The sequence below is a fragment of the Polyangiaceae bacterium genome (assembly GCA_020633205.1).
GTDB lineage: Bacteria > Myxococcota_A > Polyangia > Polyangiales > Polyangiaceae > JAHBVY01.
The window spans coordinates 79249-101690 of sequence record JACKEB010000015.1 but is presented as its reverse complement, the minus strand read 5'-3'; the positions used below and the strand labels follow the sequence as shown (position 1 = coordinate 101690).

The following is a 22442-nucleotide window of genomic DNA, read 5'->3' as shown; positions in this document are numbered from 1 at the left end:
CGACGTCGTTCCTCACCCCCAAACGTTGAGTAACCGTGGGCTACTTTGCGGGGGAGAACAGCTCGTACGTCTCCATGTGCTGCGCGACGTCTTCCGGCTTGAAGTAGTAGGGGAAGCTCTCGTTTCGCAGCCACATCTTGAGCAAGTCTTCGTAGTGCTTGGACTCTGGGTCGTCAGATTGACCGCCGGGGAGCGCGTTCCGGCTCACGATGCCATCGGGACGGAGCTCCGCCACGAAGCGCATCTGCGGGCCGCTGCCATAGATGAAGTTGGTCGTGCTGCCGCCTTGCCCGGCGACGTCCACGGTGTAGTTGCTGCCTCCCCGCGGATACGGACCGCGGGTGATGAACGCGGTTCCTGAGAACAGACCGAACAGGTCCTTAATCTGCATGCCGTGGAGCTGACCCCAGCGCCAGGTGGTCATGTCGCTGGAGTTGAAGGCGTTCTTCCCGGCCAGGAACGTCAGCGCGTCGGCCATCGCCTGGAGCATCAGCTCGTCCTTGGTCTCCACCACGTCCGTCGTCGTTACGTCGTCGAAGAGCGAGGTGCCGGTGGCGGTGAGATCCGGATGCTCCAGCAGGTTGAACATCGCGCGTGCCTTATCGGTGGAGCCCAGGGAGGTGTCGTACTCCCCCAGCTCGTCGTCGAACACCGCGTTGCGGAAGCGAGGTAGCCACGCGAAGAAGATGCTCGAGGCGACGCTCTCGTCGATTTCCTCAGCGCTCGGACCGGAATCCGTGCGGTAATCAGCATCGACACCGCTCGGCGTGGTCAGCTTCCAGTTGCGCAGGCGCTCGATGGCATCCGTCAGGTTCAGCTCCGTCACCCGCGCAGGCAGCGCGTCCGCTGCGGCGAGCAGGAAGTCGCGCATGCGCTCTGCCTCGAGGCTCAAGTTGTCCGCCTGGATCCTCTGCATATCGTCCAGCGTGAACTTCTTGCCCGAGGCGATCTGCTCCTCGATCAACTGCGTGATGCGTCCCGCGCGGAAACCAATCGCGCGCTCCGCCACCAAGTACTGCGGGTCGTTGGTGGGGTCGTTGTCTTGCAACGTGCCTGCCACGTCGTTGTTCGCCGTGACCAGCCAGCCGTTTTCGCGGTTCTTGTTCTGGGGGATGCGATCATCTGGGATGAAGCCTTCCCACTCGCACGGGCCAGTGCCGTCCATCGGCTTGTAGGGGGCGCAGTCGCCGCTCACGCTCTTGCGCACGGGGACCAACGCATGGGGGTGGTAGGCGGTGTTGCCGGCGGTGTCTGCGCCATTCCAGTTCTGCGCAAGCACACTCATGTTGTCGAGAGCGGCAGCCCAGTCATCGACGCTCTTGGAGTAGAGCAGGCCGATCACGCCTTTGACCTCGTTGTCCAGCATGCGACCGGTCCACTTGATGGACAGCGCCTTGCCGTTTCCCTTGGAGCCTCCGAGGATCGGGCCGTGATGAGGCACGTACTCGATGACGTCCGTTTCCTCGTGGGCTGCGGCACCGACGCCGACCTTGAACGTCTGCTCGTAGCGCTTGATCGGGACGTACTCCCCGTTGAACAACACGGCGTCACCCGCGTCATTCAAAGTTTCCACGTAGATATCCGTCACATCCCAGCCAACGACGGTGCCACCCCAGGCCACGTTCTGGGTGTGCCCGATCACGATGCCAGAGACACCGGCGACGCTGATACCAATCGCGCTGGTGCCGGTATCGCCACCGTAGAGCGCGGTGTCGATCTGCGCGTGATGAAACTGAGCGGGCTGAACGAACGCCAGGTGAGGATCGTTCGCGATGATCGGGTATCCGCTCTCCGTGTGCTCTCCCCCGATCACCCAGTTATTGGAGCCGATAGAGTCGCGCTCGATCCCGCCACCCAAGAGCGGAGAGTCGTGGTGAGTGATCTTGCTGAAGTCGATCCCGGCCAGGCTCTTCTGCGCTTTGGCGTAAGCCGCGAGGTGCTTGGGATCCTTGGGGTTGAGCCCGAGCAGGCTGGGCTCCTTGGGAGTCACCTTCTGCGCCGAGCCGAACCAGTTCGGCAAGATCACCGTGGGGTCGCTCGGCTGGAAGCGAACCAGATCAGCAAATAGGTCCGGCGGCAGCTTCTGGATCCGCTCGGCGACATACTGATCGAAATCACCTCCGCCGTCGGTGAGCTGCCACTCCATGACGCGCGCCACCGCAATCGTATCCCGCGGCAGCCACTCGTCGATGTCCGCGGGAGTCACGTCTTTGAGTAGCGCCGTGCCGTAGCTCGGGGGCAGCTGATACTTGCCCTCGCGGAGCTCAGCCAAATAGGCATTCACGCCAGCGGAGTAGGCCTCCAGGAGGGCGATGGTCTCCGCAGGGAGCTGAGCTACCACCGCGTCGGCCACTTGCTCTCCGTCCGCGGTCATGAACGTGGCGCGGAAGGTCAGGTCGAAGGGTAGGCCGGCGTCGCCGATGCGCTCCGCAACCCTGCCCTGCCCGAGCATGCGGAACGCATCCATCAGAAACAGGCGATCCCGAGCGTGGATGTAGCCGTTGGCGTAGATCGCGTCCTTCTCGTTTTCCGCGAAGATATGCGGCACACCGAACTCGTCGGTGACGATCTCCACAGGCTTCGAGATGCCTGGCCGCTTGGTCACCTCGTCGGGCTCACGATTCGCCGCAAAGGGCGAGCCGGCAGGCGGACCGCTGCTCCCGCCCCCGTTGACCGCTTCGTCCTCTCCGCACCCACCTCCGAGCAACGCCACGGCAGCCAGCAGCGTGCCGAAGCCCAAGCTACGTCTCAGCCTGAGGTGAGATCGGCGTGAACTGGACGAATTGCAGTTTCGGTCCGATAAGCGAGGGAGGTTATTACCACGAAGATATGCCCGAGCAGCCATCGCGGATCTGTACCACACGCGGAGCCTCAAAGAGCCTCAAGCATGGCTGCCACCACCCGTTTGAACGATCGGAGCATGCGCTCCAGCAAGGACCCCGATGAACGACCGCCCCGAGCGTGAGAGCTGCCCTAACGCGAAGCGTTGTCCGATGTTCGCGGAGTTCCAGAATCGGGCGGCGTTGCGCGTCTTTCAGCACCAGTACTGCAACTCACGCTTCGAGCGCTGCGAGCGGTACAAGCTCGCCTCCCAGGGAAAAATGCCTGATGGTCGCCTGCTACCAGACGGTGACTGGCTACCTCAGCGCTCCGAGCGCCCGCCGACGTGAGCTAGCTCCGGCCGAAGTTGAGGTCGGCTAGGACTCCAGCCCAGTCGAGTTCCATGCCTTTGCGCCGCCCTTGGAGCAGGGTCGTCGCGGCCCCACTCAGCTGCGACGAGAAGTAGTCCAACGCATCGCGCCAAAGGGTCTCGCTGAAGCGAGGCTTGAAGAAGCCGAAGTGTCCGACTTCCTCCACGCCCAAGTCGCGCGGGCGCAAATGCACCCAGTCGGGGCGGCTCCCAATCACCCGCGACAGCGCTCCCACGGCTCTCCGCGGAGCGAAATCGTCATCGGAAAAGGTGTACAGGCGGGTAGGCGCGCGGAAGCGAGCAAAGCGCTCACGGGCGCCTTGATTTTCTCCAAGGAAATATCCTGGGGTGCGACACCAGCGGGCCCACTCCTCAGCTACCCCCTTCGGTAGGTCGACCCCCAAGCCGAGCTGTGCCGGCCAGAAGCCAAAGACGTTGGTCGTGGTGGGCACCAGCAAGTGCCAGACCAGCCCAAGCTTTGCACGGCCGAGCAGCTCCCAGTGTCCGAAGTACCCGAGCTGCGCGCCGACCAGCAGCATCGCGTCCACTTCGTGGCTCTCGTCGATCAGTCCCAGCAGTTGCCCGCCAAAGCTGTGACCGATGCCAAAGAGCGCGCCCCCCTGGGCCTTGGCCCACTGGATCGCCGCGCGCGCGTCAAGCTCGGCCCAGTCGTGCATCGAGGCGTCAAAGCCGACCAAGGTGCCCGGTCGCGAACGACCGATGCCACGGTAGTCGTATGTCACCACACGGAAACCCTCCGCTGCGGCGAAGCGCGCGAACTTGGCGTAGTACGTCTGGGGCACGGCGGTCGCACCGTGGATGAGCAACGTCGCGCGCACCTCCCCGAGCGGCTCGAAGCTGGTGGCGCCAATCAGGTAGTCATCCGCCGCCTCGAGCTCGATTTCGCGTTCCACGATCTTCAAGCGATGCCCAACCGCGCGCTGCTCTTCAGAGCCAGACGGAGCCCCTTGGGGCCCCAAGTCTGCTGCAGTGTTCGTCGATCTTTGCGTTATGCTGCCGCTGTGGAAAACACCCATGACCGCCTCCAGGCACTTGCGCCCCGGCGCTACGCCAGGTGCGCTGTGATGTGTCGAACATGGGGGTCCCGAACCCGGATCGGTTGCTGCAAGTATGCAGCTCAGACCTGCGGAGGCGTGGCAAGCGATGCTGAACTGGGATGATTTGCGCTTTTTTCTGGCTCTTCACCGCAACAGCAACCTCGCGCGTGCGGCTTCGGAGCTCAAGGTGAACGCCACCACCGTAGGTCGACGCCTGAGCGCCCTGGAGGAGCAAGTCGGGGCGCGACTCTTCGACCGCACGCCGGATGGCTACATCCCCACCAGCGCTGGGGTCGAGCTGGTGCAGCACGCAGAGCGCATGGAGGCCGAGGCGTTTGGAGCGGAGCGGCGCCTCACCGGCGCAGACACGCGGCTCAAGGGCAGCGTGCGGGTGAGCGTCACGGAAATGCTCGCGACGCGCTTCATCGCCTCCCATCTCAGGACTTTCCACACGAAACACCCGGGCATCACCTTGGAGCTGTCCTGCACCCAGCGCAGCGTGAATCTCACACGCCGCGAGGCAGATGTCGCGCTGCGCTTGAGTCGCCCAAAGGAAGACAATGTGATCACCAAGCGCATCGCGCAGATCGACTTGTCGCTGTACGCTGCAGGCGTTTACTCCCTCGACTGCGGTATCCCCGAGGATGCAGAGAAGTCCCTCAAGGGCCACCGGGTCTTGATGTTCGCGGACTCCCGCGCCTTCAACGTCGAGAACCAGTGGCTGGAGGAGCGCCTGGACGGCGCCACCATCGCCTTTCGCTCGGACAGTGTCTCCTCGATTTACGCCGCTGCGAGCTGTGGCCTCGGCATCGCTCTCTTGCCTCGCAGTGTGGCCGAGCGAGATTCCACGCTGGTTCGAATCCGCACGGAGACATCCCCTACGCCCCGCGAGGTGTGGCAGACGATTCACGCGGACATGCGTAACAACGCGCGGGTGCGCGCGGTGACTGAGTTCTTGGCGGGGGTGGTGGCAGCTCGGGTACCGAACGGCACTGCTTCTTGAACGGCACTGCTTCTTGAACGGCGCAGCTTCTTGAGCGGCGCAGCTTGAGGCTCCCCTCCCCCCCCCCAATCAAGCATCCAGCATCAACCAGCGAGTGAACCGTCGCTCCCAGGTCGCCAATGCCACGAGCAGGGGAACGCTGAAGAGCGCGACGATCAGCCCAAGGGATCCGCCCGGCATCTCTTGCCCTTGAATCCAGTAGTAGAAGGACGACGCCCCGCGAGTGATGCCGAAGAACCAGAACAACATCACCACGGAAACGCGGCGTCCGCCTCCGAGCAACACCGCAAAAGCGAAGGCATATAGGGCGGCTCCCCCAAGGCCCGCTGTCACGACCCACACCCAAGTCACCAGCGGGACGTGGAGCTCGTAGCAAACGACCGCGCTCAGAGTGCAACCTGCGCTCACCGCCAGGCCGAAAAGCAGAGCGCGCCACGCTGAGAGCCAAACACCTCGGAACAAACCAAGCGCGAGTAACCCAAGGCAGAGCGTCCACTCGAACACCAGGGTTCGGCTCGGCTCGAACTCACCAGGCGTCATGAAGGAGTTCGGCAGACCCATTGCGCCGAAGATCACCAACGCGCCTGCGCTGAGCCAAGCGGAACCTTGGCGCGTTGTTGGCTCATGCTCACGGGCCATTGATTTTACGCTGACCGCACCCAATGACAGAGCCAAGCCGAGGGCCCAGCACACGGCGCCAGTCCATCCGCCGAAGCCGCCGATTTTGGGGGTGAGGAGCGCCGCAAGGTGCTCCACGGAAACGAACAACGCAACGGGTGCCATACGCTGTGCGACGCTGTTCAGCTCTAGCTGCTCCGCCAGCGACGCATACACCGCGATCAAGCTACACGCGCCACCGATCGCAACGACGGCGCTCACCACCCGCCAGTCGCAGTCACCACGCATGGCGTAGAGCGCCGCCCTGAGGCTGAGCGCGAGCCCCAGGCAGAGAGCAATGCGAGGACGGAACCAGCTGACGAGCGCCCCCAACCCGAAGCCTGGCAACGCCCACAAACGCGCCAGGTCACTCACCATCCAAGCGTCCAACCGGGAGAGCCCGGCCGCGCTTGCCCGAGTAGCTATTTCCATCTGGAATGATGCAGCTCCGAGGCTCTGCAGGCAGAGCACGGACAGCAGCAACCAAGCGACGGGCGGCAACGAACGACGTAGTGTTGTCACGCTCCAAGCTACGTTCGACAGTGCAGCGTTGTGCCGCCACCGAAGACGTTTGCCAACAAGGCGAATCGAGCCAAATTTAGCTCGATTTTGACAGCAGGCGGCCTACGCCAAGCGACCGACCCCGCGCTCAACGCCCCGCGGAAATACCCGTGCAGCGCGAGCGGCTCCGTCGAACGGCGGAGCCCCGAGAAGAAGTCGGAGCGCCGAATTGTCACTGCGGCTGTAGGCAGGCTGCGGCTCAAGCGGCCGCAGGTTCGACGCCTGGCTCCTTCACGAGCCAGCCACCGATGGGCTTCGACAGGATCAGCGCAACCACGCCCAGCAACAAAGCAAGCCCAGCGCTCAAGCCGCCGACGACGATCCCAAAGTCCGATCCGAGGCTACCGACCGCGTAGAAGATCGCCGCAACGCCACGAGTCGCCGAAAAGTAGGCGAGGAGGCCGAGCCCGACCCAGCGCCGACTGAAGGCGCTCCCCACCAGAGCAAGCAGCATGATGCTCAGCACGGTGCTCCCAAGGCCCCCAAAGAACGTCGCGACCCAAAGCGCCAACACGACTCCGAGCGCGCTACCAGCAACCCCAATCCCACCCCCGAGGCCCGTACACAACAGGGCAGCACCCACCATCGGCGCCGGCTGCATGGAACGCGGTGCAATCAAGCCTGCGAGCGTCAGAGCCAGCCCCGCGATCAGGGCACCAGCGACGGAGACTAGGGTCGCCACGACGAATAACCCCGAGGAAACACCGCTCTTGCCCAATGCGTCGAAGAGCGCGCCCGAGGCGAAGTAGTCGACGGGCGCGGACAGCACTCCGGCCAGGATGGCGATGCCTGCGACGCTCAACCCGTGAGGCCAGTCCATGGGGGGCTCCGTGGGGCGATGAGTGCGCTCCCAGCCATTGGCCATCCACCAGTCCGCCGCTGCGAGCAGCATGGCCAATACCACAGGGAAAAGCCCAACGTAAGCGAGCCACGGCGAGATACGCGATGCGGTCGCCCCGAGCGGCCCCACGAAGCCACCGACGTTGGCCGCGATCTGCAGCAGCGCCACCCCAGCCATGCGCTGCCCAAAGTTCGCTCCAACCCCCGCGATGGCGGCGTAGAAACCAAGCATCGTGCAACCACTGGCGAAACGGGTCAAAAACTCCGCTGCCGCCCAACCTCCCGGCGCCACGGCCATGAGCAAGTACCCAAGCAGCGCGCAAGCCAGGCCAACCGAGATCGCCAGCTGCCCGCGCACCAAGCTGAGCAAGCCGCCAATCACGTAGCCAGCGATGCTCACCCAAACGCCGAGCGCCATGACCGCGCCAATCTCCTTGAAGTCAGCACCCGCATCCATCGCGCGGAAATGAAATGCCGCGCGGAACTGATAGTACACCCCGCGCTCGAGAAAGAGCGCTATGGGGAGCATCACGAGCCCAAGGGCGCGCAGCGTCGAGGGTCTGTCGGCAGTCATCCGCGGCGGAGCCTAACCCGCTGAGGTGGCAGCGAGCCAGGTCAGTGGCGCGTGTCGTTCAGCGCGGGTTCTTGGCCGCCAAGATGGCTGATTCAACGCTGTTCAAGCACGCCTCGGCAGCGGGCTCACTGCCAAGGCCGAAAAAGTAGGTTCCAAGTCGCCCCTCGTGGCTCGGAAAACCTGTGATGCTCATGCCATCCGCAACTCCGGGCACGCTCGTTCCCAACCGCGCAGCGAGCCCCGAGCCTCGCGTGACTGAAGCTTGCAGCAACGGCACCGAGAGCACGAAAGTGCCCCGCTTGGCACCGGACGTCCCCACCAACAGACAGGTTGGGTGCAGCACGAGCGCGGAGTCATGTTCAACGTCTGGGTCGAGATGATTCGCACGCCTGCTGAGCAGCTTCCCAAAGAAGCCGCTCGCCGGTGGGTTCTCGCTGTGCGTGATCCAGCACCGCTCATCCCCCTTCAGGATCAACTGCCGCTCCGCCGCATGCCGTTCGAACGCCTCACGCAACGCAGGTGGGAGCGAGCCGAACGAGGCCTGAGAGGTCGACCGACGATACATGGCCGAACTCTAGCTTAGTCTGGCAGGTGCGCGCCAGGTCAACGACCACGGCAGATAGCAATGCCCCACGGAAACGCTACGCACAGCCCGGGCACCCTCGAGCTTCTCAGCCTTTCTTTTTTGGGGGTGAGGGTAGTCCCCTCAAGGCGCTGGGGTGTAGTTCTCGAAGTCCGCGGCGCTGCGTGGCATCAGGTCCTGACGGCTGTCCGTCATCGAGTCCACGATGCCAACCACTGCCGTCATCGTCGCGCCGCTAGCGAAGTTCGGTAGCGCTTGAGCATCCTGCGTCGGGTCGTACAACCACGGACGACCCGCGATGGTGCCTTCCTCCGTACCGGCGATGGAGTAGAACGAGCCGAACACCGGGTCGTCGGTGGTGACACCGGTGATGCTGAGGGAGCCGGAGATGCGCACCAGCACGCCTTCGTACTGCTCGCCGCCGATGCTCTGGATGATGTCGATAGCAGTCGGAGTGCCCGCACCAACGCCTGTCACGGTGATACCGCCCGAGTTGCAGATCGAAACGATGGTTTGATCGATCGGAGGAAGCCACTGCTTGATACCTTCGACGTCCACTACATCACCGGCGGCAACCCCGGCCGTTCGCTGTGGTTCCCCGAGGCAAGTGACGCGGATCCCTTGATACTCGCCAGCACCGGTCTGCACCCACACGCTATCGGCTCCGACCGCAGTCACGGTTGCGTTGGGGACGATGACGGGCTGCTCCTCCGGAGCGTTGTAGCGCAATTCGGATACGTCCACGGTCGCCGTCTTCGTTTCGTCGTGACCGAGGTAGGTCGTCGGAACGTACAGGCAGCTCCCACCAACGATAGGCGTTTGCTGACCGTTCACGATCTCCGACTGTGCGAAGATGAAGCCTTTCAGTGAGAAGGCGTGCTGGGACCGATAGATGTTCTCTTCCAGGATCCCAACGTCGAAGGTGCCAGCGACTGCCGAGTAGAGCCCCGGGTTGGGGTTCCCGACATCCACATTGATCTGCCCACAGGTGAAGCAATTCTTGTCCCCTGACTTGAGCAACTCGGGCGTGAATTGATACTGCTTGTTCGCGGCCGCAGAGCGAATCCGGAACTCCACCTCATCGGCATAGGCCGCATCGCCGAGGGACAGGGCCAGCGGGATGCGCCACGTCGCGACACCCCCACCGCTAGTCACGACGAAAGAGTCAGACAGTGTTGCGCGGATGCAATCGTTCGGGTTCGGCACGACATAGCCACCGTCCCCCGCGGAGCCGCCACCACTCGTTCCGCCCATTCCTCCGGTGCCGGAGCCTCCATCGTTTTCTCCCCCCGTGCCGCCCTCCGACGCGCCAGCTGGATGGAAGTCATCGAGGCCGATCAGCGTCGAGCAGGCAGTGCTCAAGGCTATCAATACGCCGGCGGCAATGATTGTCCGTGTCATATCAAGCCACTGCCTACTGCTGAGGAGCCTCGTAACCCTGCAGGTCTTCGGTTCCGCGCGCAAACACGGCTCGCTGCAGAGAGTTACCAATGGAGACCAAACCGGTAACCGACTGAAAGCGAGCGCCGTCAGCAATACCTGGAAACGCGGGGTCGGACACCACGTCATAGTAGTCGCGAGCAATATAGAAAGGATCCCCCTGGTCGGGGGTCGCGACGAAGTAGCCTGGGTCTACGGCGACCTGAGAAATTGTGAACGGTGTCGGCAGCCGAACGAGAACCCCCATCCAGCCCTTTTCTGCAAGTGAGGAATCAGGCACGCTCACGATCGGTATCTTCGCGTGGGGTGATTGGGAGATCAGCCAAGAAGTTTGAGTGCTGATCACGGTAGGAGTATCGGTCTCGTTGCCGATAATCACGCGTCCCTGAAAAGTTACCTGATCTCCAACTTCCGCAGGGAAATCGGACCCGCCGACTCGTATTCCGCTGTACCTACCACCACCCTGCTGAACAAAGGCTGCGTTGCCATCGATCGTACCCGTCACTACGGCATCACGAATGGTCACTCTGGAGAGGTCCGCGACTTCCCCCATCGTGATGGCTTGGATGGTGCTGTCTGGGTACGAGAAGCGCTCGAAGTCCCAAGACAGGTTGCTGAGCCGGAAGCACGCACCATCCGGAACCGGCTCGTCGTCGTTCTGTTTATCAACCTCGATGAATACAGCGTTGCGAAGACTCCCTTTGTGCGGGGCCTCGGCCTCTTCTGATATGGTATCGATGGTGACCGTGCCGCGGATGGCGTAGAAGTTCGGACCAAACCCGTCGTCTACTCGAAGCTCCAGGCACGTCGCGCACGTGGAGAAGCGATGGTTTTGCTCCTCCGCGAGATCGAAGGTCCCAACGGTCTCAAGCTTTGTGAGCAGGACGAGGCGATCGAGCTTCTCGGGATTGCCGAGTGAGGTCTCGGTTTGCCAGACGTAACCCGTCATGAACATGAAGATGTTCGGTTCGAAAGTCGCTGTGTCGACGAAGAACTCGGGGCACCCGGCGTAGGGGTCCACTCCACCCGTTCCCCCGTTCCCGCCCGCACCGATGGCGCCCGTTCCAGACGTGCCCCCAGCAGCTCCGGCTCCCCCTGCGCCACCAGTCCCACCAGCTCCCGAGCTGCCGTCGTTCTCGGGCTCCCCAAACTCGTCGAGCCCAAGCAAACTCGAGCAACCCAAGCTCGCGAAACCACAGGTGAGGAGCACTCCAAGGCCAACCAGAACGCCACGCATGATCGCGATGGATAGCTGGGGCTTTGTCTTGTGCAAACGGATTCGGATCCGTGGAAACGGTCGGCCTGTTTCCTGCGAATTTACTCGCCTTAACTCCGTGAGGAGACCGTGCGGAACGGCCTTCTGTTAGCCTGTGCGCATGGCTCACTCCTTCCGGCTTGGCGGGGTCCGCTTGGGATCCGTCTTCGGTCAGCTGTCCGCACGCGCCAGCAAGGCGCTGCTCTTGGTCGGCTTGGCGGCTTCGACCAGCGGTATGATCGCGTGTTCTTCGGCGCCACCGGATGGGGATGGCGTGGAAGAGCCAGTCGCGACGACGTCCGAGGGCCTGGTGCAGCTCGACATCACCGCGGTCGCGAGAATAGATGATGACCAAGCCTCGAACGTAGACTTCGGCAAGAACGGCGGAGCGCCCTACTTCTGCGTGGGAGCCAACAACTCAGGTGGGCCAAACGCGGGCCAAAAGCGGTATGGGATGCTTCGGTTCGACCTATCGCAGATCCCCGCAGGCGCGATCGTCTCATCGGCAACGCTCACCCTTAACACCGAGTATTGCGACGTCGTCAGCACGTCGTCCAACTGCGCTGATAAGACGGCGGTGACCACCGATACGGTCTCCCTTCGGCGGATCGGGAGTTCCCCCGACTGGGTCGAGACATCGACGAACTCTGGGTTCTGTGCTGGCGCGACCACCACAAACTCGATGTTTAGCCTGCCTGCGGCCAGTACGTCCTTCAGCGTGAGCACGGCCAAAGCCTATGCGGTCTCGGTGACGTCGGATGTCAAAGCGTGGGTGGAAGGAACCAATCCAGCCGAGAACAACGGGTGGCTGATCACCAGCAACGCAGCGAACACGTCGCCTGCTCGAATGAAGTTCTTCTACTCCGCCAATTCCGCCTCCTCTGACAAGCGACCACAACTTCGGGTTATCTACTCTCACGGATTGGGCAGGGCTTGTACCTCCGATACCCAATGCTCCACGGGCCACTGCACCAACAACGTCTGCTGTAACGTCGCCGCCTGCACGGCCCAAGACCAATGCCACAACGCGGGCACTTGCCAGGCCGGCACCGGCGTGTGCTCGAACCCCGCCAAAGCGAACGGCACCACCTGCACCGACCCGAACCCGAGCAACCCCTGCGACGTAGGCAAATGCCAAAGCGGTAGCTGCACCTCGCAGCCAGCCAACACAGGAGCGCAGTGTCGCCCGTCGGGCGGCGAGTGCGACCCTGCAGAGTTCTGCGCCAACGGCTCGACGAGTTGCCCCGGGGATTCGAAGTCCCCCAACGGCACCGCCTGCACCGACGACGGCTTGCCGTGCACGACGGATCGCTGCAACGGCTCGAGCAACGCGTGCATTCACGCGGCGGGCAACGCGGGCACGATCTGCAATCCCTCCGCCGGCGTGTGCGACGTTGCCGAGACCTGTACGGGCAGCTCCACTCAATGCCCAGCCAACGTATTCCGTCCAAACACCTTCGAGTGCCGCTCGCCCAGCTGCGCGAACGGACCGCCGGCGGTAGCCACGCTGCCCGCGAACTGCACGGGTAGCTCCGCCGCTTGCCCGTCCTTGCAAACACTCAACTGCCCCAGCAACTTGTGCTCCGGCAACTTCTGCTCGGGCGGCTGCACCATCGATAGCCAGTGCCAACCCGGCAACTACTGCGATGCAGGCACGTGTACGCCGAAGCTCGACACCGGCAAGCAGTGCACCACCAGCAACAGCTGCACCAGCGGCAACTGCATCGACGGCTTCTGCTGCAACACCGCGTGTGGCAACGGCAGCGCCACGGACTGCCAGTCGTGCAATCAGAGCGGCTCTCAAGGCACCTGTCGGCCCCTGCCCTCCAACACCACCTGCCGCGCGGCAAACGGAGTCTGCGACGTCGCCGAGGTGTGCAACGGCTCGGCCACGAGCTGCCCGGCGGACGGCTTCAAATCGGCCAGCTCTTCCTGCCGCAACGCTAGCTGCAGCAACGGCACGGCAACTCAAGCCGCCAACTGCACCGGGAGCTCTCCAGCCTGCCCCGGCGTGACCACGAACCAGTGCACACCCTACTTGTGCAGCGGCACCGCGTGCGGAACGACGTGCAGCAGCGACGCCAACTGCGTCACCGGCAACTTCTGTAACGGCAGCGCTTGCCAACCCAAGCGCTCGAACGGCGCCTCGTGTAGCGCGGCCAACCAGTGCACCAGCGGCCACTGTGTCGACGGCGTGTGCTGCAACAGCGCCTGCACCGGGCAGTGCCAGGCCTGTGATAGCCCCAACGCTGGCACCTGCTCTGCCGTCACCGGCGCGCCCCACGGCACCCGCGCGGCGTGCGCTAGCGACGGCACGCTATGCGGCGGAAGCTGCAACGGCACCCTGACCACCGCCTGCGCATATCCCGGCGGCACCACGGAGTGCCGCGGCTGGGCCTGCAGCACGAGCAACGAAGCCACGCTGCAAGCGTTCTGCAACGGCGCCGGCGCCTGCCCCGCGGAGCAGACCCAGCAGTGCGATCCGTTCCTGTGTGGACCGACGGGCTGCTTCGGCCCCTGCACCAGCGACATCGAGTGCCTCGACGGCAAGTACTGCTCTGCGGGCGTGTGCGTCGACAAGCTGAGCAACGGCACCACCTGTGCCGCGGGGAACCAATGTAGCAGCGGGCACTGCATCGACGGGGTGTGCTGCGACGGCACCTGCAACGGTCAGTGCGAGGCCTGCGACGTCACCGGGAAGGAAGGCACCTGCAGCGCGGTGACCGGCGATCCCCACGGCGCGCGCCCGGCTTGCAACACCGACGGCAGCCAGTGCGGCGGTACCTGCAACGGAGCCACGCGCTTCACCTGCGAGTACCCCGGCGCGGGTGTCCGCTGCCGCGACGCTTCGTGCGACGCGGACGTCGCGACGGTTGCCGCCTTCTGCACCGGCGCTGGCACGTGTCCTCCGGAGGTGCGCCAGAACTGCGCGCCGTTCCAGTGCGGAGCGACTCAGTGCGCGGGTGACTGCAGCATCGACGGGGACTGCAACCTGGGTCAGGTGTGCGTCGCCGGCGTGTGCCGCGACCCGGCGCTCAACGGTGTGGCTTGCGCCAGCGGAAAGGAGTGCATCTCCGGGCAGTGCGTCGATGGCTTCTGCTGCAACAGCGCTTGCAACGGCCAGTGTGAGGCCTGCGACGTGGGCGGCCAGGAAGGCGCCTGTACACCGGTCAGCGGTGCGCCCCACGGCACTCGCCCCACCTGTAACTCCGACGGCAGCGCCTGCGCGGGCGTGTGCAACGGCACGGACGGCGCAAGCTGCTTCTACGCCGGCAACGAGGTCGAGTGCCGCTCCCCGAGCTGTTCCTCGGGGATCGCGACGCTGCCGGGCAAATGCATCGGCACCGGCTCGTGCTCGGGTCTACAGCAGCAAGCGTGCTCACCGTTCGCTTGCAGCGGCACCCAGTGCAACGGCAACTGCACCACGGACGCCCAGTGCGGCGGCAGCGAGTTCTGCGCAGGCGGCGTGTGTCGCGGCAAGTCAAACCTGGGTGATGCATGCACTGCGGACAGCGAGTGCCTCGGTGGCTTCTGCACCGACGGCGTGTGCTGCGCGGAGCGCTGCGACGGCCAGTGCCAGAGCTGCAACGAGCCCGCCGCGGCAGGCGCCTGCCAGGTGATCGTCGGAGCTCCCCGTGGCGGTCGCAAGGCCTGCAGCGGCTTTGGCCCTTGCGCCTCGACCTGCATCGGTGACCAAGCCGACGCCTGTCAGTTCCCCGACAGCAGCACCGAGTGTGGCGTCGGCACCTGCTCGAACGGTGTCTCCACGAACCCCGCGACTTGCAACGGTGGCGGCACATGTCTACCTCCGACCGAGGGCGTGTGTGAGCCGTACGTGTGCGACAGCTTCGGTGAGCGTTGCCTCACGGAATGCACGACCAGCGCGGACTGCAAGACCGGCTTCGAGTGTCAGGGCAACGCGTGCGTCCTCCCGGGCACTGGCGGCGCGGGCGGCAGCGGAGGTAGCGGCGGCAGCGCCGGTACTGCTGGCAACGGCAACGGCGGCGGCGGCGGCACGAACAGCAGCGGCGGCACCGGCAACGTGGGCGGCAGCGACGCGGACGCCGGACCCGACGCGGGCACCGCGAAGAGCAGCGGTGGCGATGATGGCGGCTGCGGCTGCCGCACCCCGGGCGGCAGCTCGAACCGTAACGGCCTGCCCCTAGTAGGCGGCTTGCTGGTCCTCGGCTTCGCGCTGCAGCGCCGGCGCCGCAATCGACGCGGGTGACGCCGGAGGTACCGCGCCGAAGTAGGCTGAAAGCTCTGCTTCGGCGCGCTCCCCAAACAGAATGCGCGCGGCCTCACGCAGCCCCGGCGCGCTACGGATGAAATCGGTGCGCTCCACCAGGGCGATCTTCGAGCGCCGCCGCAGGAAGTCTTCGAGGTGGGTGACCATCTCGTGCTTTGCCGCGTGGTAAAGCTCGCAGCGGATGTACTCGGTGCCCTTGATCAGCACCTCGGCCATGCTGGGATCACGCCGGATGTCTTCGAGTAGCCCCAGCGCGCGGCCTGCGTAGCGCCGCCAGAGGCGGGTCGAGAGCATCTCCGAAGACTCGGGCGAGGTCATCTCGTCGAGGCGCATCAACCGGGCCTGATGGAAGTACTCGTCGCGGAACTCGTCAGCTGGCTCGCCGTACCACTTGAAGCCGCCGTATGGCAGCTCGAGGCCTAGCCCTTGCAGCGCCCGCGTCACCTCGTTGCCCACGTTGAGGCAGTCGGTGAGCTTACCGCCGTAGATCGTGACCTGCGCCTGAGCGGCGTCGATGTCGATCTCGTGTTTGCGCGAGAGCGACGTCCAGTCACCCTTCCCGCCTTGGCTCCCCGCCTTGACCACCAACGGGCGCACACCGCAGCGCTCCGCGATGATGTCCGCGGCACTCAGCGGCTCCGGAAGCTGCAGGCGCTTGTTGATGTTCTCCAGCACGAACTGCCGGTCTTCGTCAGTTATTTCCGCGGGGACATGCTCAACGCGGGTGTCCGTGGTGCCGATGCAGCTCTTGTTGCCCATCGGGATCACGAAGAACATGCGGCCGTCGTCGGCGAAGAACGTCAGCACCCGCTTCGACTCGGTGATGCGCCGAGTGATCAGGTGAATGCCCTTGGAGAACAGGTGGCGGTGCTCCGTCGTCACGCCACTTTGGCCGTTGAGGGCGTCAGCGTACGGGCCGCACGCGTTGACCAGGGTCTTGCTCTTGATCACGAACTCGCGCCCGCTGACCTCGTCGCGCGCCTTGGTGTGCCACACGCCACCCTTGCGCTCGCTGCCCAGGGCGCTGACGTAGTTCGCGAGGATGCCGCCGTGGTCTAGCGCCTCGCGCACGAACTTGAAGACGAAGCGCGCGTCGTTGTCCACCAAGTAGGCGTCGGAGTACTCGACACCGCCTACGCAGTTCTCCAGGGAAACAACGCCTTCATCACTCCCGATGTCCCCTCGGCTCAAGAGCCGCGGACGCCGGGTGAAGAAGTTGCCAATCAACCAGTAGAGCAGCGTGCCGAACCAGATCATCCAGCGCGGCTTGCGAAAGCCCGTTTCGAGGCTGACGAAGAAGCGGATCTCTTTGACGGTGGACGGGTAGCTCCGCAGCAGGTGATTGCGCGAACGACACAGCTTACGCACCAGGCTGAACTCGAAGCCTTCGAGGTACTTGATGCCGCCCCAGATCAGATTCGAAGATTCCTGACTGGTCTGCCCAGCAAAGTCACCGCGATCGATCAACGCAACCTGGGCGCCTTGGCTGGTCAACGCCGAGGCCGTAACGGAGCCGTTGATACCGCCGCCAACGATGAGCACGTCGAAGACCCGGTCGTCGAGCTTCTCGATGTTGTTTTCCCGAAGTTGCATGCCGCGCCGCGTCGTGAGTTACCCAACCGCGTGGCGCCGCGCAAGCCGGCCGGCGCTCCGGGGCGTGAACTCCCTGTGAAAACCGCGTGTTCCGTACTGAACGCGGGTGTCCCCGACGCGGCTTACCAGCGCATGAGCCTGCTCACCGCGCCCACGGCAGCGGGCCTCCCGAGAGTTTTCGGGGGGGAGGCGCAGCTCCAAACATCGACGCCCAAAGCACGTCAGCGCTCAGCCGCGCGTTGCCAGCCAGCACCGCCAATGATTCCTCACGGATATCCCTCTCCCCCAAACCTACGCTCGGCGACAGCGGGTGACAGCAAGCGGCCAGTCTGCGCTCCAACCTGCATCACGCTGCAGCTTCGGTCGCCCGACCCAACCTCCAAAGGCTACCGCCCGGAAACAAAATCACGACACGCGTCGGAAACCTCTCGCATCCGGTTCCAGATGGTGTAGGTGGCTTCCCCACTATCCCCTAACCAGCGGGTTGCTGCGCGCGTACACCACGCGAGCGGACGCCTGCAGGAGACGTTTTTTCCATCATGCGTATCCGTCATTTCGTGCTCATTGGTTCCCTGACCGTTTCCGCGTTCGGCTGCTCGGCTGAGACCCAAGCTCCCGGCGAAGGCGAGCAAGTCTCTGACAGCCAGAACCAAGAGCTGATCGCCGATCAGTCCACGTACTACAGCGTTCGCCCCGACTACCGTCGCTGCGTGTCACCGCTGTGCGGCGGCGTGTGGGTCAGCCGAGTGAACCGCCCCAACACCCGGTGCTCCGACGGCAGCTTCGCGAGCGAGTGCTACGTGGCCGACGCGGACCTGAGCAGCCTCGGCCTGCCGGAGACCCAGGAAGCCGACGTGCAGAGCGAGCTGCGCGCTGGGCGGCTGATCCTGCGCGGCAAGCTCACGAAGAAGAAGTACCAGGGCTTCGGCAAGCTCGGCTACTTCGAGGTAAGCGAAGCCTGGGAGCCCGCGACGAGCGCAGAGCCGAGCGGTAAGTTCTACCGCGTAACCAACAGCGGGATCCGTTGCTTCACCTACCCCTGCCCCACCTTCCACGAGGCGAAGCTGAATCGCCGCGCGGAGCAGGCGCTGTCGGGCATCGACCTGACCCACGTGGGCGCGAGCGACGAAGCCATCAACGACGCCTACGACGCGACCACCAGCGCAGACGGCATCCTGATCGCCGGCACCCACTACACTGAGACAGGCCCCGCGGGCAGCATGCCTGGCCTGGACGCGGAACAGTTTTACCGCAAGGTAACCCCCCGCGCGGAGGCCAAGTGCGTGGTCACGGGCTGCTCCGGCCAGCTATGCGCCGACGAGCAGATCTTCACCACCTGCGAGTGGCGCGAAGAGTACGCCTGCTATGACACGGCCAGCTGCGAGCGTCAGAAGGACGGCAGCTGCGGATGGACGCAGACGCCAGAACTCGACGCCTGCCTCAGCGGCGCGAGCTTCTGAGTTCGCCGCAAAGGCAAACAGCAACATCGGGAGCGCTGAAGCGCTCCCGATTGCGTTTTGTGTCCCTACTCATCAAGCGGCGTTGGAGCACCAAACAGCTTGCGCTTGCGTGCGCCCTTCTTCACCAGGTCGACGCGCCGCTCGCGGAACACCTCGGCGTAGCGATAGAACGGCACCCCGGGGTACAGGTGATGAATCAGATGGTAGTTCTGGTAGAGCAGCACCGGTGTCAGCCAGGGGTGGTCGATGAGCGTTGTCGCGCGGAAGCGATCTTGCTTCTGAATCACGTCATGAGGTGCGTGGGGCAGGTAGTCGAAGGCGAAGGCCAGCGCCGTGATCGCCAGGCGCGCACCGACTAACCAGGCCAGCACCAGCTGCCAGTGCCCGCTCAGCGCGACGAGCACCAGCAGCGCATAGGAAGCGACCAGCGTACCGATCGCTTCAAGGCGTTCGCGACGCGGCCGCTGAGCGCGGACATACAGCCAGTAGTAGTGGAGGTCTTGCGTCGCCCAGCGCAATGGCAGCTGCCAACGCGGCCCCGCTCCACTGTAGAAGTCGGGGTCGCTGTCCGCTTCGTTGGTGTGCTTGTGGTGCTCGAGATGGATCCAGCGAAAGGCCGGAAACGGCGCTAGCAACACAAACCCAGCGAACCGCCCAACCAGCTCGCTCGCCCAACGCGCCTTGGCGACGGACTTGTGAGCGGCGTCGTGCATTGGCGTAAACGCGACGAAGCCCGCAAGGAAGAACAGCGGCACGGCGACGAGCCAGCTAGGACCTTGCGCCACCATCATTGCCGCGAGGAAGCAACTCCAAGCGACCCCTGCTAGCAAGAGTGTAGGCCAGGCCCAACGGACAGCGCTGAGTGCCGAGTGGGTGGCGCGCCGAGTGGGAGCGGGCGAAACGACTGCAACCGTAGCCATGGGAAGGACTCTGTCCTCCGAACCGCAAAGTGTCAAGCGACACATTACACTTTACACTTTCGCGGCTCCAGGACAGCTCCCAGATTGAGGCCCTCGGCGGAAAGCCCGCACCTCGGTGCAGCCATCGACCCCATCGGCGCCGCGCGGGGTTTCGATGCGGGAAACAGCTTGGCTGGAACCGGCCGCCGCGTTAGGCAAGGGAGCCTTGCGCGAGCTATTCCGGGACGACTACTACGCCGTGACGGTGGACCCCGATGGGATCGCGCGCATCACGAGGTTGGCGAAGGGCTACACCACGCTCATCGAGGCCGAAGCGTCCCTCGATCGACTTCAGTTATGCATCCGTCGCCTACCGAGGAGTATGGCGCCTAAAGCTTTGGTAGATTTGCGCGAGTCTCCGGGGTGGAACGACGAGGCGTTCGAGAAGAAGACGGTGGCATTCCGCAAGGAACTCACGGCTCGCTTCAATCCGCTCGCGATCCTGGTGCGCACCGTGGTCGGGAAGCTGCAGATCTCGAGGCTGAATCGTCAGGACGCGATCGAGGCAGTTGTGTTCGACAATGAACAGCAGGCGATGCTGTTCTTGAAGAAGCCGAACTCCTGACCTGGGTCAGCAGCGCCTTGCGAGACGCGGCGGAGCAGCCGAGACTAGCCGCCGCGTGGGGGAAACGAAGCACACCCGGGTGCTCTTGGCGGATGACCATGAGCTGATCCTGGAAGGTCTGGAGCGCCTGCTGAGTCAGCGGGAGGATCTGGACATCGTCGCGAAGGAGCGACGGGGAGACGCCGCGCTCGAGCGACTGCGCCAGCGCGACGTCGACCTCGCGGTGCTCGACATCTCGATGCCTGGTCTCGATGGGCTCAGCGTGATCCGCGAGGCCAACGGGTTGTCGCTGAGCACGCGGTTCATCCTGCTCACCATGTTCGATGACCTCACCTACGTGCGCAAAGCGGAGAGCTTGGGCGTAAAGGTGTTCCTGCTCAAGGAGGCAGCGACGACCGAGCTCCTGCTGGCGATAGACGCCGCGCTGGAGGGCCATCGCTACTTGAGTTCGAGCTTGATGGAACGAATTCTCCGCACGGAACCGCCCCCGGTCGACGCCCTCGACATCGAGAAGCTCACACCCGCGGAGCTCGAGGTGCTGAGAGAGCTGTCCCTCAACAAAACCAGCAGGGAAATCGCCGCGACGCTGGGGGTGAGTCATCGCACAGTGCAGAATCACCGCGCCCACATCTGTGCCAAGCTCGACCTCAAAGGCAGCAATCGGCTCCTCGAGTTCGCGATCGAGAACCGCGAACGGCTCTACCCTGAATAGCCAAAAGAATGCTCACGCCGCGAGGGGGACGCGCAAGCGCACACTCGTTCCGCGATTCCCTGTCAGCACCGAGAGCTGCCCGCGGAGCGCCTCCACACGACTACGCAGGTTCGTGAGCCCACCGCCTGATCCGGTCGCCGCATCTCGCGTCACACCCAGGATACCGAAGCCATCGTCCCTGACTTCGATCTCGATCGTCTCTTCCGCGCGGATCACGACGTAGATGTTCTGACAGTGCGCGTGACGGAGCGCGTTGTAGACCCCTTCCACCACGATCCGTTCGAGCTCGCTACAGATCCCACCCGCGAGGTTGCGCCCAAGGTCGCCGGTAGGAGAGAAGTGAACGCGGCATGGCTGAGAGGGCACGCCACGCGCGTCCGCCTGCGCCTGCGCGAGAGCCTGCAACCGGCCTCCCAGCTCGGCGCTCCACTCCTGGAGTCCTCGGGGCGGCTCACGCAACTCCAGCACGACGCCGCGAAGCTCCTTGGCCAGGTCCTTCACTTCGTGTTCGAGACGGGTCGCGCGTTCCTCCAAAGGCTGACCCTGTCGCGCCAAGCGCCGCAGCCCGCTGAGGCCCCAGCTGAGGCTCGCGAGGCTAGTCGCCACACCATCGTGGAGATCTGCCGCTAGGCGCCGACGCTCCGCCTGCCGAGCGTGTGCGAGGTCTTGGCTCCTCAAGCGCTCTAGGAGCCCCAACGCTGCAATGCCAGCGAGCGCTAGCCCGAGCAGACTCGCCTGGGACGGTAGCCAGCGACCGACCACCCACACCAAGCTAACGAAGCCAAGCACCCCCAACCGACGCGACCAACACTTCCACCCCTCGCGGATCATCTCTAAAACTTCTCAAGGAAGGGGCCGCGCTCCTATCCGCGCAGGTGCTCAATCTGCGTGAGTAACCTTGCTCAAGTCGCACGCCTTCCCCAGCGTAGGTGAAGGTAGTCGCGGCGACCTGCTTCGTTCCCGAAAGTGCCGTAGTCTTTGTCTGCTCATCAGCGTTTCGACGCGAATTGCCAAGCAAAACTGGCCGTCTGACTTGCGACCCAACAATCTGTGACTGCCGGGTTCAGTTTGGGTAGCTTCTCTCCTGGTACCGCCGTGAACGCCGTCACCTCCGTCTTGGTGCTCGAAGACACCGCCCCCATTCGCCTCGGCGTCTGCGAGGCCGTCGCTGCACGTTCGGAGCTCGACCTGGTCGCGGCGTGCGAGACCGTCCGCCAAGCACTCGACTACATCGAGGACACCAGCCAACCGCTGGATGTCGCGATCATCGATCTGTCTTTGCCAGACGGCCACGGCACTGACGTGGTCGCCAAGGTCACGGAGCTGCGTCCGCAGTGCGTCTGCCTGGTATTCACCGTGCTGGCGGACGAAGCATCCATCTTCTCCGCTCTGCGTGCCGGCGCCCGTGGCTATATCCTCAAGGAAAGCAGCCCCGAGGAGCTGGTCGAAGCAATTTTCCACGCCGAAACTGGCGGCGCTCCCATGAGCCCGGAGGTCGCGCGAACGGTCGTCGAGAGTTTTCGTCCGGACAACGTCGCGGAACGCACGGGGCTCACGCCGCGGGAACGCGAGATCCTGGAGTTGCTCTGCCACGGCACGAGCTACTCAGAGGTCGCGGACATGCTGCACATTGGGCGCGGCACGGTGCACACCCACGTGAAGAACATCTATCGCAAGTTGGATGTCAGCTCGAAAGCCGAAGCCACGAAGGTAGCCATCCAGCGCCGGCTGTTCATTCCCTGA

17 protein-coding genes are annotated in these 22442 nt (G+C 64.2%); 7 read left to right on the top strand and 10 right to left on the bottom strand.

Annotated features, from left to right (window positions below; translation table 11 throughout):
* Positions 1-40 precede the first annotated feature (40 nt).
* The gene (locus H6718_23365; GenBank protein ID MCB9588367.1) at positions 41-2740 is read right to left on the bottom strand and encodes a penicillin acylase family protein; all 2700 of its coding nucleotides are present in this window, start codon (positions 2738-2740) and stop codon (positions 41-43) included.
* Positions 2741-2942: 202 nt separating this feature from the next.
* On the opposite strand from H6718_23365, the gene H6718_23360 reads away from it, so the two are divergent.
* Positions 2943-3170, top strand: coding sequence for a hypothetical protein (locus H6718_23360; protein MCB9588366.1), 228 nt, complete (start codon positions 2943-2945; stop codon positions 3168-3170).
* A 1-nt stretch (position 3171) separates the two neighbouring features.
* On the opposite strand, the gene H6718_23355 is transcribed toward H6718_23360, so the two are convergent.
* Positions 3172-4104, bottom strand: coding sequence for an alpha/beta fold hydrolase (locus H6718_23355; GenBank protein ID MCB9588365.1), 933 nt, complete (start codon positions 4102-4104; stop codon positions 3172-3174).
* A gap of 217 nt (positions 4105-4321) precedes the next feature.
* On the opposite strand from H6718_23355, the gene H6718_23350 reads away from it, so the two are divergent.
* Positions 4322-5251, top strand: a complete 930-nt coding sequence (locus tag H6718_23350; protein ID MCB9588364.1) for a LysR family transcriptional regulator — start codon at positions 4322-4324, stop codon at positions 5249-5251.
* A gap of 69 nt (positions 5252-5320) precedes the next feature.
* Here the strand turns inward: H6718_23350 and H6718_23345 are convergent, their stop codons facing one another.
* From H6718_23345 to H6718_23325, 5 genes are all read right to left on the bottom strand, one after another.
* Positions 5321-6430, bottom strand: coding sequence for a hypothetical protein (locus H6718_23345; protein MCB9588363.1), 1110 nt, complete (start codon positions 6428-6430; stop codon positions 5321-5323).
* Positions 6431-6668: 238 nt separating this feature from the next.
* Positions 6669-7883, bottom strand: a complete 1215-nt coding sequence (locus H6718_23340) for a hypothetical protein (protein ID MCB9588362.1) — start codon at positions 7881-7883, stop codon at positions 6669-6671.
* A 58-nt stretch (positions 7884-7941) separates the two neighbouring features.
* Positions 7942-8448: a hypothetical protein gene (locus tag H6718_23335; GenBank protein MCB9588361.1), complete on the bottom strand. Its 507-nt coding sequence runs from the start codon at positions 8446-8448 to the stop codon at positions 7942-7944.
* A 141-nt stretch (positions 8449-8589) separates the two neighbouring features.
* Positions 8590-9867 carry a hypothetical protein gene (locus tag H6718_23330; GenBank protein ID MCB9588360.1) on the bottom strand — a complete coding sequence of 426 codons (1278 nt, stop codon included), beginning with the start codon at positions 9865-9867 and terminating at the stop codon, positions 8590-8592.
* 13 nt (positions 9868-9880) lie between these two features.
* Positions 9881-11143 carry a hypothetical protein gene (locus H6718_23325; protein ID MCB9588359.1) on the bottom strand — a complete coding sequence of 421 codons (1263 nt, stop codon included), beginning with the start codon at positions 11141-11143 and terminating at the stop codon, positions 9881-9883.
* A 139-nt stretch (positions 11144-11282) separates the two neighbouring features.
* Here H6718_23325 and H6718_23320 point away from each other — a divergent pair, with 139 nt between their 5' ends.
* Positions 11283-15389 (top strand): DNRLRE domain-containing protein, encoded by a 4107-nt coding sequence (locus H6718_23320; protein ID MCB9588358.1) that lies wholly within the window; start codon positions 11283-11285, stop codon positions 15387-15389.
* Here H6718_23320 and H6718_23315 read toward each other — a convergent pair.
* The gene (locus H6718_23315; protein MCB9588357.1) at positions 15324-17003 is read right to left on the bottom strand and encodes a glycerol-3-phosphate dehydrogenase/oxidase; all 1680 of its coding nucleotides are present in this window, start codon (positions 17001-17003) and stop codon (positions 15324-15326) included. The genes H6718_23320 and H6718_23315 overlap by 66 nt on opposite strands.
* A gap of 539 nt (positions 17004-17542) precedes the next feature.
* On the opposite strand from H6718_23315, the gene H6718_23310 reads away from it, so the two are divergent.
* Positions 17543-18463 (top strand): hypothetical protein, encoded by a 921-nt coding sequence (locus tag H6718_23310; protein ID MCB9588356.1) that lies wholly within the window; start codon positions 17543-17545, stop codon positions 18461-18463.
* 65 nt (positions 18464-18528) lie between these two features.
* Here the strand turns inward: H6718_23310 and H6718_23305 are convergent, their stop codons facing one another.
* Positions 18529-19254, bottom strand: a complete 726-nt coding sequence (locus H6718_23305; GenBank protein ID MCB9588355.1) for a fatty acid desaturase — start codon at positions 19252-19254, stop codon at positions 18529-18531.
* 334 nt (positions 19255-19588) lie between these two features.
* On the opposite strand from H6718_23305, the gene H6718_23300 reads away from it, so the two are divergent.
* Positions 19589-19987: a hypothetical protein gene (locus H6718_23300; GenBank protein ID MCB9588354.1), complete on the top strand. Its 399-nt coding sequence runs from the start codon at positions 19589-19591 to the stop codon at positions 19985-19987.
* Positions 19988-20042: 55 nt separating this feature from the next.
* A complete protein-coding gene (locus H6718_23295) occupies positions 20043-20699 on the top strand; it encodes a response regulator transcription factor (GenBank protein ID MCB9588353.1) in 657 nt (218 codons plus the stop codon).
* A 12-nt stretch (positions 20700-20711) separates the two neighbouring features.
* Here H6718_23295 and H6718_23290 read toward each other — a convergent pair whose 3' ends face one another.
* The gene (locus H6718_23290) at positions 20712-21530 is read right to left on the bottom strand and encodes a hypothetical protein (GenBank protein ID MCB9588352.1); all 819 of its coding nucleotides are present in this window, start codon (positions 21528-21530) and stop codon (positions 20712-20714) included.
* Between the two features lie 219 nt (positions 21531-21749).
* Between H6718_23290 and H6718_23285 the strand changes: the two genes are divergently transcribed.
* Positions 21750-22442, top strand: a complete 693-nt coding sequence (locus H6718_23285; GenBank protein ID MCB9588351.1) for a response regulator transcription factor — start codon at positions 21750-21752, stop codon at positions 22440-22442.